The organism is Cellulomonas sp. P5_E12 (genome assembly GCF_054049315.1).
The window spans coordinates 259,389-271,605 of the sequence record NZ_JBFUMP010000001.1 but is presented as its reverse complement, the minus strand read 5'-3'; the positions used below and the strand labels follow the sequence as shown (position 1 = coordinate 271,605).

Below are 12,217 nucleotides of genomic sequence, written 5' to 3'. Positions count from 1 at the left end.
CCGTGAAGGTTTTCGCGTCGTACAACATCAAGGGCGGCGTGGGAAAGACCTCCACGGCCGTGAACCTCGCGCACCTGGCGGCCCGCGAGGGACGACGGACGCTGCTGTGGGACCTGGACCCGCAGGGCGCGGCGACCTACATCTTCCGGGTCCGCCCGCGCGTCAAGGGCGGCGGGCACGCGCTCGTCACCGGGAAGCGCCCGATCGAGGACGCGCTCAAGTCGACCGACTTCGACAATCTCGACCTGCTGCCCGCCGACTTCAGCTACCGCAACCTGGACCTCGAGCTCGACGACGCCAAGAAGCGCACCCGCAGGCTGCGTCAGCTGGTGACGAGCGTCTCCGACGACTACGACGTCGTGTTCCTGGACTGCCCGCCGAGCATCTCGCTCATGTCCGAGAACGTCCTGCACGCCGCCGACACGCTGCTGGTGCCGCTGATCCCCGCGACGCTGTCGATGCGGACGTTCGAGCAGCTGAAGGGCTTCGTGGCCGAGTCCGAGAAGCCGCGCCCGAGCCTGTTCGCCTTCTTCTCGATGGTCGACCGTCGCAAGCGGCTGCACCGCGACGTGATCGACTCGGTCGCCCGGGACGGCGCCCGCATCGCGAGCACCGAGATCCCGGCCCTGTCGATCGTCGAGCAGATGGCCGAACGACGGGCGCCCGTGACCGCCTTCGACCCGACCAGCCGCGTCGCGCAGGCCTACGAGCAGCTCTGGGCCGAGGTCCGCAAGGCGTAGGGCGTTCCCGGCCGTCGTCCGCACGTGTCGCAGCAGACATGAGTGCGGCGAACCCGCTGGTGCGGTAGACGTGGGACCGACAGATCGCCCACCGCCGGAACAGGTGACTCGATGACCGCACCCCAGGGCACCGCGAGACGGCACTGGTCCGACCACGTCCCCCTCGTCGGCGCCCTGCGCGGCTACCAGCGCCCGTGGCTGCGGACGGACATCGCGGCCGGCGTCGCGGTCGCGGCGCTGATCGTGCCGAAGAACCTGGGGTACGCCGGGATCGCGGGGATCCCGCTGCAGAACGGCCTCTACGCCGCGGCTGCCGGGGCGATCCTCTACGCGATCTTCGGGACGAGCCGGCAGATCTCGACCGGGCCGAGCTCGGGCCTGGCCGCCGTCGCCGCGAGCGCCGTGCTCACCGCCGGCGTCGTCGGCGACCAGGTCGCGCCGTTCGTCGCGGGGATCACGCTGGTCTCCGGGCTGATCTTCCTGCTCCTGTCCGTGCTGAAGATGGGGTGGATCGCGCAGTTCCTCTCCCGTGCCGTGGTCACGGGGTTCCTCTTCGGTGCCGCCATCGACGTCGTCATCGGGGAGCTGCCCAAGATCACCGGCACGAGCGTCGAGGGGTCGACGCCGCCGCAGGAGCTCGTGTCGTGGCTCGGGACGCTGGGCGACGCCAACAGAGCGACCGTGCTCGTCGGAGCGCTCGCGCTGATCACCGTCTTCGGCCTGCGCCGCGTCGCCCCCCGGGTACCCGGGGCCCTCGTCCTGGTGGTGGGCGGCCTGCTCGCGACGTGGCTGCTGGACCTCGGGGCGCGGGGCGTCGCGCTCGTCGGGGACGTCCCGCGCGGCCTGCCGTCGGTGGTCGTGCCGGACCCGACGCTGCTGCTCGACAACGCCGCGACCGTCGCGCTCGCCTCGGTCGCCCTCGTGATGATCGGGTTCTCGCAGACCGCCGGCGACGCGCGCATGTTCGCGGCGCGGCACCGGTACCGCGTCGACATCGACCAGGAGTCCCTCGCGCAGGGCGCCGCGAACGTCGGCGCCGGGCTGCTGCAGGGCATGCCCGTCTCCACCAGCCTCTCGGCGAGCTCGCTGAACGACCGGTCCGGCGCGAGGTCGCCCGTGGCGTCGCTCACGTCCGGGGTGATGGTGCTGCTCACGCTCGTCCTGCTCGCGCCGCTGTTCTCGGGGCTGCCGACCGCGGTGCTCGCGGCGATCATCATCGAGGCCGTCGTCATGGGCATGATGGACGTGGCCGGGCTCCGCCGGCTCTTCCGCGTGCAGCGCTTCGACTTCTGGATCGCGATCGCCGCGCTGGTCAGCACGCTCGTCGTCGGGGTGCTGGCCGGTGTGCTCGTCGGCATCGGGCTGTCGCTGCTCTGGCTCGTCTCGGTGACCACGCGGCCGTCCCTGCCGCTCATGGCGCGCGAGCAGGGCACCCAGGTGTTCCGCGAGCTCGGCGTGTACCCGGACGACCTTCCTGAGCCGGGCATCGCGGTCATCCGCATCGACGGCGGGCTCTTCTTCGCCACCGCCGACGCCGTCCAGGACCGCGTGCGCGAGGTCGCCGACGCCCAGCCCGACGCCCGCATGATCGTCATCGACTGCGGAGCCGTCGCGGTGGTCGATGCCCAGGGCGCCGCGGCGCTCCACGAGATCCTCGACCTGGCGCGGGACACGGGCGTCGCCGTCCGGCTGGCGCGCGTGAAGCCGGCGGTCCGGGCGACGCTGCAGCGCGACGGCGTGGTCGAGCGGCTGGGCGCGGAGCGGATCCACGGGAGCGTGCACCGCGCAGTCGAGGCGCACCGCGCGCAGACGCCGCCCGACCGCGAGGAGTGAATCCCTCCCAATCTGGTACGCGTTTGACAGCGGACGAAGGCGTCGGTTTCACTGCCGAAGGGCGTCGAGCTGCTCGTACGCTCCCCCACCCGGCCGGTTCACGGCGCGGATGGCCGTCGGCTCGCTGCCGACGCACCAACGAGAGGTCGACCGATGGACGCGCGCGTGACCCGCACCCAGGCTGCCGAGCCCGCCGGGCCGGCCGTCATGTGTGCGCGCCCGGGCGACTGTCGGTCCCGCTCCCAGCACTGACCTGCTGACGGGCGTCCACGCCCGATCCGTGCCTCCGGCACCCGCACGCCACGCGACCCCGTCGTGAGGGCGCACCCCCGCACCACCCCGTCGGCCGTCGTCGTCACGGCCGAGTGTCCACACCAGGAGAACCCATGTCCGAGCCCGTCCCCGTCCTGCCCCCGAAGAACCGCCCGAACCGCACCGGCCTCATCGTCGGCGCCGTCGTCGCCGTCCTGGTGATCGTCGGCGCGATCGTGTTCTTCACCACTCGCGGCTCGTCGGACGAGCCCGCCGCCTCCGACGGAGGGTCGGCGCCCACGGTCGTCAAGCTCGGGACGACCGACGTGTCGCAGCCGCACTGGGCGATCCTCAAGGACCTCGCCGCGAAGGAGAACATCGACCTCGAGATCGTCGGGTTCTCGGAGTACACGCAGCCGAACCCCGCGCTGACCGAGGGCGAGATCGACCTCAACTCGTTCCAGCACATCCTGTATCTGGCCGACCACAACAACAACACGGGCGACGACCTGCAGCCCATCGGCTCGACGCTGATCGTGCCGCTGCCCCTGTACTCGGACAAGCACAAGGACGTCAGCGAGTTCACCAAGGGCGAGCAGGTGGCGATCCCGAACGACGCCACCAACCAGGCGCGCGCCCTGTTCGTGCTCGAGAGCGCCGGCCTGATCTCCTTCACCGGCGAGCCCAAGGTCCCGACCCCCGACGACGTCGACACCGCGGCGTCGACCGTGGCCGTGCGTCCCGTCGAGGCCTCGCAGACCGCCGGCCTGATCAGCGACCCGGACATCGCGGGCGTCGTCGTCAACAACAACTTCGCGTCCGACGCCGGGTTCGACCTCGACGGCTACGTCTACGCCGACGACCCCTCCTCGGCCGGCGCGCAGCCGTACATCAACGTCATCGCCGCCCGCCCCGAGGACGTCGACAACCCGGTGTACCAGCGGATCGTCGAGCTCTACCACGACCCGTCCGTGACGAAGTCCGTCGTGGAGTCCTCGGGCGGCACTGCCACGATCGTCGAGGGCTACGACGCGGCGAAGCTCCAGCAGGTCCTCAAGGACACCGAGGCGAACCTCAAGGCCGCCGGCTGACCCACCCCTCCCGGGCGGGGGCGTCTCCCCGACGCCCCCGCCCGTCCCCCGAGAGGCTGCGCGTGTCCCCCATCATCGAGTTCCGCGACGTGAGCAAGGTCTTCGACTCCCCGAGCGGCCCCATCCGTGCGGTCGACGGCGTGAGCCTGACCATCGAGGCCGGCGAGATCTTCGGCGTCATCGGGTACTCCGGCGCCGGCAAGAGCACCCTCGTGCGCCTGATCAACGGCCTCGAGCGCGTGACGTCCGGGCAGCTGGTCGTCGACGGTTCCGACGTCGCGACGCTCACCGAGCGCCAGCTCGAGCTCAAGCGCCGGGACATCGGCATGATCTTCCAGCAGTTCAACCTGTTCTCGTCGCGGACCGTCGCCGGCAACGTGGCGTTCCCGCTCAAGGTCGCCGGCTGGCCCAAGGCCGACCGCGACCGGCGGATCGCCGAGCTGCTCGACTTCGTCGGGCTGCTGGACCGTGCGCACTCCTACCCCGACCAGCTGTCCGGCGGGCAGAAGCAGCGCGTCGGGATCGCCCGCGCGCTCGCGGCGTCGCCGAAGATCCTGCTCGCCGACGAGTCCACCAGCGCGCTCGACCCGCAGACCACCCAGGACGTGCTGCGCCTGCTGCGCAAGGTCAACGCCGAGCTCGGCGTCACCATCGTCGTCATCACGCACGAGCTCGAGGTGGTCCGGGCGATCGCCGACCGCGTCGCGGTGCTGGAGAACGGCCGTGTGGCCGAGCACGGGACGGTGTTCGACATCTTCACCAAGCCGCGGGCGGAGGTCACGCAGCGCTTCGTGTCGACCGTCATCCACGACCGGCCCCGCGGCGCCAACCTGGACCGCCTGCGCCAGGCCCACGACGGCCGCATCGTCACCGCCACCATCGCGGACGGCAGCCGCCTGGGCGCCGTCCTCGCGTCGGCCGGAGCGCTCGGTGTGACGTTCGAGATCGTCTACGGCGGCATCGGGACCTTGCAGGACCAGTCGTTCGGCTCGCTCACGCTCGCCCTGGACGGCCCCGACGACGCCGTCGAGACGATCGTCGGGCGACTGCGCGAGGTCACGACCATCGAGGAGGCGTCATGATCCGCTCTGTCCTGCCGGCTGAGAACGACTTCGACTGGTCCTTCCACGGGCCCAAGCTGGTCGAGGCCCTGGGCGAGACCCTCTACATGGTGTCGGCGACGCTGCTCATCGGCGGCCTGTTCGGGCTCGCGCTGGGCCTCGCGCTCTACACCACGCGGCGCGGCGGGCTGCTGGCCAACCGCGGCGTGTTCGGCGTCGCCAACCTGGCGGTGAACGTCTTCCGGCCGATCCCGTTCCTCATCCTGCTCATGGTCATCGCACCCGTCACCGTCGCGCTCATCGGCACCCGGCTGGGCAGCACCGCCATGATCGTGCCGTTGTCGTTCGCGGCGACGTTCGGCGTCTCCCGGATCGTCGAGCAGAACCTCGTGGCCATCGACCCGGGCGTGATCGAGGCCGCGCGCGCCACCGGTGCGTCGCGCTGGCGCATCGTCCTGACCCTGCTCGTCCCCGAGGCGCTCGGGCCGCTCATCCTCGGCTTCACGTTCGTCTTCGTGGCGATCGTCGACATGTCCGCGCTCGCGGGCACGCTGGACGGCGGTGGCCTCGGTGCGTTCGCGCTCGACTACGGCTACAAGCGGTGGAACTTTGCGGTCGTCTGGATCACCGTGCTCGTCATCATCCTGCTGGTCCAGGTGGCGCAGGCGATCGGCAACCGGCTGTCCCGGCGGGTCCTGCGCCGCTGAACGACCCGGGAGCTATCGGCTCGTTCGACAGGGCCGCCGTCGATGACACTGGCCCCGTGACCCAGGACCTCCGCGCCGTCGCTTGGCCCGTGCGGACCGCTCGCCTCGCGCTGCGACCGGCGACCCCCGACGACCTCGACGCGGTCTGGCGGGTTCGTCGGCGCCCGGGGGTCGACGACTGGCTGAGCCACGACGTCGGCGACCGCGACCCCTACGTCGCGCGCCTCCTCGATCCCGACCGCCTCTCCGGGCTGCTCGTGATCGAGCTCGACGGACGCGTGGTCGGCGACCTGACCCTGCACCTCGAGGACGCCTGGGCGCAGAGCGCCGACGACGAGGACCGTGTTCGGCAGCAGCAGGCGATCCTCGGCTGGGTGCTCGACCCCGAGCTCGGCGGCCGCGGCTATGCCACGGAGTCCGTCGCCGAGCTGCTGCGGATCTGCTTCGAGGACCTCGGGCTGCGGCGGGTGCGGGCCTACTGCTTCGCCGACAACGAGCCGTCGTGGCGCCTGATGGAGCGGCTCGGCATGCGCCGCGAGGAGCACAGCGTCCGGGACTCGCTGCACCGCAGCCGGGGCTGGCTCGACGGGATGGCGTACGCGCTGCTCGCCGACGAGTGGCGGGACCAGCGCAGCCGTACGCCACACGTGTGACGCCGGTCGGTCGCGCCCAGGCGGCGTCTCTACACTTCGCCGGTGTCCCGCTCCCGTGCCTGGCCGTCCCTGGTCGCCGCCCTGGTCCTCCTCGCGCTCGGCTTCGCCGTGGCCCTGGGCGTCGGGGAGGCGCTCGGCCTGCGCCACGAGCCCGCCGACACCCCGCCGGCCGTCTCGTCCGCCGTGGACGTCGCGTCCGTCGTCCCCGTGCCCTCGATCGCCCGGATCGACGTCCCGGCCAGCGAGCGGGTCGAGCTGGCCGCCGCGGCCGTCGCGGATGCCCTGACCGAGCGTGGGGCGCCCGCGCCGACGGTCGGCACGAGCGCGACGGAGGGCGCCGACCTGGCCGTGCGCCTCGTGCCCGCCTTCGCCGACTCGCCCGAGGCCTTCCGGCTGAGCCAGGGCGTGGACGGGCGGTACGAGCTGCAGGCGGCCGGACCGGAGGGAGCCKCCGCGGGCCTGTACTCCGTGGCGGACAGGATCCGGTCGGGCGCCGCGCTCGTGGCCGACGGCACGACGCAGGAGCCGCGGCTCGGGCTCCGGCTCACCGACTCCGGCTCGGTGGGCCGCGAGGCCGACCCCGCCGCGTTCGCCGCGGGGACCGACTACTCGCTGAACACCGACGTCGTCGCGGGCGCCGTGCTGCCCGAGGCGCCGTGGGTGGACCAGGACGCGGTCGCGCGCATCGACGCGCAGTTCCGCCAGCTGGTCCAGCACGCGCTCCGGCAGGGCTACAACGGCGTGGTCGTGCCGGGCTTCCTCGAGTACGTGACGTTCAGCGGCGTGGGCGACGGGCACCAGGTCTACCCCGAGGGCGACCCGCACGTGGCCCGCGCGCAGGCGATGGTCGCGGCCTTCGGGCCGGTGTTCCAGTACGCCGCGGACCTGGGCATGCACGTCTACCTGCTCACGGACATGCTCGCCGTCTCGCCGCCGCTCGAGGCCTACCTCGAGCGGACCGTGGGCGGCCTGGCCGTCGACGACCCCGCGCTGTGGTCGGTGTACCAGGCGGGCCTGTCCGAGCTGTTCGACAGCATGCCGTTCGTCGACGGACTCATGGTGCGCATCGGCGAGGGCGGATCGGTCTACCAGGCCGGCTGGGACTACTCGTCGAAGCTCGCGGTGACCTCCGAGACGTCGGTGCGGGCCATGCTGCACGCCCTGCTGGAGACGGCGGCGGCGCACGACCGCGAGATCATCTTCCGCACGTGGACGGTCGGGGTCGGCGCCGTGGGCGACCTGCACACCAACCCGGCCTCGTACGAGACGGTGCTCGGCGGCATCGACGACCCGCACCTGATCGTGTCCACCAAGTACACGATGGGCGACTTCTACAGTCACCTGCCGCTCAACCCCACCCTGGCGACGGGCACGCAGCGCCGCATCGTCGAGTTCCAGGCTCGTCGCGAGTTCGAGGGGTTCGGCGCCCTGCCGAACGACCTCGTGGCCGAGGAGGGCCAGGCGCTCCAGCAGTTCCTCGCCGCGAACCCGCACGTCGAGGGCATCTGGAACTGGACGCAGGACGGCGGTCCGCTGCGCGCGGGGCCGATGACGCTGTACCTGCGGACCGGCTTCTGGCAGATGTACGACCTCAACACCTACGGGGCCGCGCGGCTGGCCTGGGACCCCGACGCGGCACCGACGCAGGTGACCGCCGACTGGGTCCGGCAGACGCTCTCGGACGACCCGGCCACCGCCGCGACCCTCACCGACGCCCTCGCACGATCGCGCGAGGCGATCACCCGCGGCCTGTACATCCGGCCGTTTGCCGAGCAGAGCGTCAAGGCGCTGGGCCTCGAGCCGCCGCCGATGATGTGGATCTTCGAGTGGGACATCGTCACGGGCGACTCCGCGGCGCTCGACAGCATCTACGCGGTGAGCCGCGACGACCTGGAGTCCGCGATCGCCGACGGACCCGCCGCGGCCGACGTCGCCGCGGGCATGCGGGACCGGGTGGCAGCGACCGCCCCGGGAACGTGGCGCTCCCCCGAGCTCTACGAGTCGTTCGTCGGCGCGCTCGACTACGAGACCGACCTGCTGGGCACGCTCTCGGCGTACCGCGCGACCGTGCTGCGGCACGTGCAGTGGCTCGACACCGGCAGCGCGACGGCCTACGACCAGTGGCGGCAGGCGGAGCGGGAGTACCGCGCGGCGCGCGACGAGCACCTCGCGCGCTACGCCGGGAACGTGGACCTGCCGGCGTACAGCTTCACGGCCGCCGACCTCGGCAGCGCCCGGGCAGACCGGGACCCGGCCATGGCGTGGTCGGCGCGCGCCCTGCTGGTCGGCGTCCTGCTTCTGCTCCTGCTCGGCTCCGGGTGGGGGCAGCGCGTGCTGCGCGTGCCAGGGGCGGCGGCCCTGCGGGCGATGTTCGTGGCCGCCACCCGCCCGTGGCGGCTGGCCGCGGTGCCAGCGGCGACTGCCCGGACGGACCGAATCGTCGTGTGGGCAGTGCCGGCGCTCGTGCTCGTGGTGAGCCGGTGCGTCTACACCTGGTTCGCCGCGCCCGCCCACCTCGTCGTGACCCTCGGCGCCTGGCTCGTGCTGGCGCTCGTCCTGCGCCTCGTCGTGGGCCGGCGCGACGCGTTCCACCTCTGGGCGGCCCTCGGCGGCGTGGTCCTGCTGCGGACGGTGGTCCTGCTCGTCGCGCTCGCCATCCGCGGGCCGGGGCGCTACTGGTTCGGCTTCTGGACCGACCCCGGCTCGCGGACCGCCTACATCACCGTGGCGTTCGCGGCGTTCGCGTGGCTTTTCGTCGTGGTGGCCGTGGTGCTCCGCCGCGTCTACGGGCTGGGGTCCGGCCGAGCCGTCGGCGCGACCGCCGTCGCCGGGGGTCTCACGCTGGCGGTGATGGCCGGCGGCGTGGCGATCATCGGGCTCGAGCAGGCCCTGACCGTGTGGAACGACCAGATGGCGCTGCTGCCGTGGGGGCTCAGCCGGATCCTCGGCATCACCGTCTACCTCGGCATCCCGCCCGAGCTCCCCGCCGCGCTCGCCGTCGTCGGCCTCGTCGTGGCGGCCGTCGGCGCGGTGCCCGCGCTGCTCGCGCGGCGTCCCGCTCGGACGTCGGCACCCTGACCGAGCGCCGCGGACCACCCGAACCGGTGGTCCGCGGCGAACGGCTCAGACCCCCGCGGTCACCAGCGCGGCGGCGGGCACGGGCAGGCCGAGGTTGTCGCGCAGCGTCGTGCCCGTGTACTCGGTGCGCAGCGAGCCGCGCTCCTGCAGCAGCGGGACGACGTCGTCGACGAACTCGTCGAGGCCGGTCGGGACCAGGTGCGAGCCGATGACGAACCCGTCCGAGCCGTCGTTCTGCACGAAGTCGTCGAGCGCGTCCGCCACCTGGGTGGGCGTGCCGACGAAGCTGCCACGCGTGAACTCCTCGACCACGGTCTGGCGCAGCGACCAGCCGTTCGCCTCCGCCTGGGCGCGCAGGCGCGCCACGGTGGCGGGACGGTCGGCGTGCGTGAGCGCGCGGCCGGCGATGAACGAGGGGGCGTCGAGCGCGGGCTCGACGTCCGGCAGCGGCCCGTCCGGGTCGTAGCCGGACAGGTCGCGGTTCCAGATCTGCTCGAGCAGGATCTGCGCGGTGCGGCCGGTGACCTGCTCCTCCTGCACCCACCGGGCCTTCTCCTGCGCCTCGGCCGCCGTCGCCCCGAGGACGAACGACGCGCTGGGCAGGATCTTGAGGTCGTCGGGGTTGCGCCCGAACCCGGCAGCGCGGGCCTTGATGTCCTCGTAGTACTCCCGGGCCTCCTCGAACCGGCCGTACGGGGAGAAGATCGCGTCCGAGTTCGCCGCCGCGAAGTCGCGCCCCTGCGGCGAGACGCCGGCCTGCAGGATCACCGGGTGCCCCTGCGGCGAGCGCGGCACACCGAACCGCCCCGACACGTCGAACTGCGACCCGCTGTGCGCGAACTCGCCGGCACCGGACCGGGCGAAGATGCCCGCGGCCTTGTCGATGACCAGGTCGTCGGCGGCCCACGAGTCCCACAGCTCACGGACGACCGCGACGGTCTCGGCCGCCCGCTCGTACCGCTGCGAGCGGTCGAGGAAGCCGCCCCGGCGGAAGTTCGCGCCCGTGAACGCGTCGAAGCTGGTGACCACGTTCCACGCGGCCCGGCCACCCGAGAGGTGGTCCAGGCTGGCCAGCTGGCGGGCCAGCTCGTACGGCTCGTTGAAGGTGGCGTTGATCGTGCCCGCCAGACCGAGGTGCTCGGTGACGGCCGCGATCGAGGCGAGCACCGTGAACGTGTCGGGGCGGCCGATGATGTCCTGGTCGAACACCTTCCCGTCGCGCTCGCGCAGCGCCAGGCCCTCGGCGAGGAAGAAGAAGTCGAACTTCCCGCGCTCGGCCGTGCGTGCGGTGTGCTCGAACGACGAGAAGTCGATCTGGCTGCCGGACTCCGGCAGGTGCCACAGCGTGTGGTGGTTCACGCCGCCCAGGTAGGCGCCGAAGATGATCTGCTTCTGGGGCTTGCTCATCGCTCTCACTCCCTCTCAGACGGTGGCGAAACGGTTGGGGACCTGCGTCGGCAGGCCCAGCAGGCCGCGCAGGGTGGGTGCGTCGTACGCGGTGCGGGCCAGGCCGCGGCGGCGCAGCTCGGGCAGCAGGTCGGCCACCAGCGCGTCGAGGTCGTCCGGCAGGACGGCCGGTCGGAAGCGCACGCCGTCGTACCCGAGCGAGGTCCAGGCCTCGACCAGGTCGGCCACCTCGGTGGCGGAGCCGGTGACGATGCGCGCGTCGGTGGCCCAGCCCCCGGCGCGGGAGTCGAGGCGGGCCAGCCGCTGCGCACCCGTCTCGCCGCCGGCGTCCAGCACGACCGCGAGGTCAGCCACGACGCGCAGCGGCTCCCCGGTGCGCCCGACGGTCGCCTGCGCGGCACGGACCTCGGCGAGGATCGACGCCGCCGAGGAGTCGTCGTGCGGTGTCACGAACACGACGTCGGCCGAGCGCGCGGCGAGCTCGTACGGGACGGTCGCGTGCGCCAGGGCAGTCACCACCGGCTGCCCCTGGGGCGGGCGCGGCGTGATCGAGGGGCCGCGCACCGAGAACCACGGCGTCTCGACGTCGACGCGGTGCACCTTGTCGACGTCGATGAAGCGGCGGGTCTCGACGTCGCGGATCTCGGCGTCGTCCTCCCAGCTGTCCCACAGCGCGCGGACGGTGTCCACGACCGCTGCGGCCTCGTCGAACCGCTCGCTGATGAACTCGTTCCCGCGGCCGGCCAGGTAGTCCTCGAGCGTCAGCGTCGGGAAGTCACGCCGCCCGGTCAGCGACGTCTCGTCGGTCAGGCCCGAGACCCGCACCTGCCAGCCCGCGCGGCCGCGGCTCGTGTGGTCGAGCGTGGCGAGCGCCTTGGCGACGTGGAACGGCTCGGTGTGGATGGTCGTGACCACCGGGACCAGGCCGACGTGCTGCGTCGCGGGCGCGACCCGTGCCGCGACGAGCTCGGCGTCCAGCCGCACACGCACCCGGTCGGTGCGCTCGCCCGCGGGGTCGTCGCGGGGGTCGGCGGGGACGCCGAACCTGTCCTCGAACGTCACGAGGTCGACCACGCCGGCCTCGGCGCGACGCGTGAGGTCGACCCAGTACGCGCCGTCGGTGAGCGCCTCGGGGCGGGCGGCGTCCTCGCGCCAGGCGGCCGGGTGCCAGCCGGCGCCCTCGAGCGCGACGGCGACGATGGGGTGGTGGGCACGGTCGCTCGCCATGGAGCACTCCTCGCGACATCGGGGTGGCCCTCGCGGGCCCTGAGACGGCGGTGACGATAGGTCCGCCGAGCCCCGTGCCAAGCCTTGTCCGCCGTCGTCTCGCATGGTGGATCGGCGGCGGTCGGACGACCCGTTCTCGCGATCCGGGACGACCGGCGGAGTCGTTGA

General features: G+C 72.8%; 9 protein-coding genes. 7 read left to right on the top strand and 2 right to left on the bottom strand.

The genetic code is table 11. The features are described 5' to 3' along the window. Nucleotides 1-2: 2 nt before the first annotated feature. The 7 genes from ACXJKA_RS01180 (at nt 3) to ACXJKA_RS01150 (ending at nt 9,415) form a co-directional block, all read left to right on the top strand. On the top strand, nt 3-740 hold the full coding sequence (locus ACXJKA_RS01180) for a ParA family protein (RefSeq protein ID WP_456823325.1): 738 nt from the start codon (nt 3-5) through the stop codon (nt 738-740). Between the two features lie 111 nt (nt 741-851). Beyond that, on the top strand, nt 852-2,573 hold the full coding sequence (locus ACXJKA_RS01175) for a SulP family inorganic anion transporter (protein WP_456823324.1): 1,722 nt from the start codon (nt 852-854) through the stop codon (nt 2,571-2,573). A gap of 386 nt (nt 2,574-2,959) precedes the next feature. Then, nucleotides 2,960-3,916: a MetQ/NlpA family ABC transporter substrate-binding protein gene (locus ACXJKA_RS01170; protein ID WP_456823323.1), complete on the top strand. Its 957-nt coding sequence runs from the start codon at nt 2,960-2,962 to the stop codon at nt 3,914-3,916. 62 nt (nt 3,917-3,978) lie between these two features. Continuing rightward, nucleotides 3,979-4,998, top strand: coding sequence for a methionine ABC transporter ATP-binding protein (locus ACXJKA_RS01165; RefSeq protein ID WP_456823322.1), 1,020 nt, complete (start codon nt 3,979-3,981; stop codon nt 4,996-4,998). Next, a complete protein-coding gene (locus tag ACXJKA_RS01160) occupies nt 4,995-5,684 on the top strand; it encodes a methionine ABC transporter permease (RefSeq protein WP_456823321.1) in 690 nt (229 codons plus the stop codon). The genes ACXJKA_RS01165 and ACXJKA_RS01160 overlap by 4 nt, the downstream gene beginning before the upstream one ends. A 56-nt stretch (nt 5,685-5,740) precedes the next feature. Next, complete coding sequence (locus ACXJKA_RS01155) at nt 5,741-6,337, top strand: GNAT family N-acetyltransferase (protein ID WP_456823320.1); 597 nt, start codon at nt 5,741-5,743, stop codon at nt 6,335-6,337. 42 nt (nt 6,338-6,379) lie between these two features. Then, a complete protein-coding gene (locus ACXJKA_RS01150; protein WP_456823319.1) occupies nt 6,380-9,415 on the top strand; it encodes a hypothetical protein in 3,036 nt (1,011 codons plus the stop codon). Nucleotides 9,416-9,460: 45 nt separating this feature from the next. Here the strand turns inward: ACXJKA_RS01150 and ACXJKA_RS01145 are convergent, their stop codons facing one another. Continuing rightward, on the bottom strand, nt 9,461-10,822 hold the full coding sequence (locus tag ACXJKA_RS01145; protein WP_456823318.1) for an NtaA/DmoA family FMN-dependent monooxygenase: 1,362 nt from the start codon (nt 10,820-10,822) through the stop codon (nt 9,461-9,463). A 15-nt stretch (nt 10,823-10,837) separates the two neighbouring features. Then, a complete protein-coding gene (locus tag ACXJKA_RS01140; RefSeq protein WP_456823317.1) occupies nt 10,838-12,049 on the bottom strand; it encodes an LLM class flavin-dependent oxidoreductase in 1,212 nt (403 codons plus the stop codon). Nucleotides 12,050-12,217 lie beyond the last annotated feature (168 nt).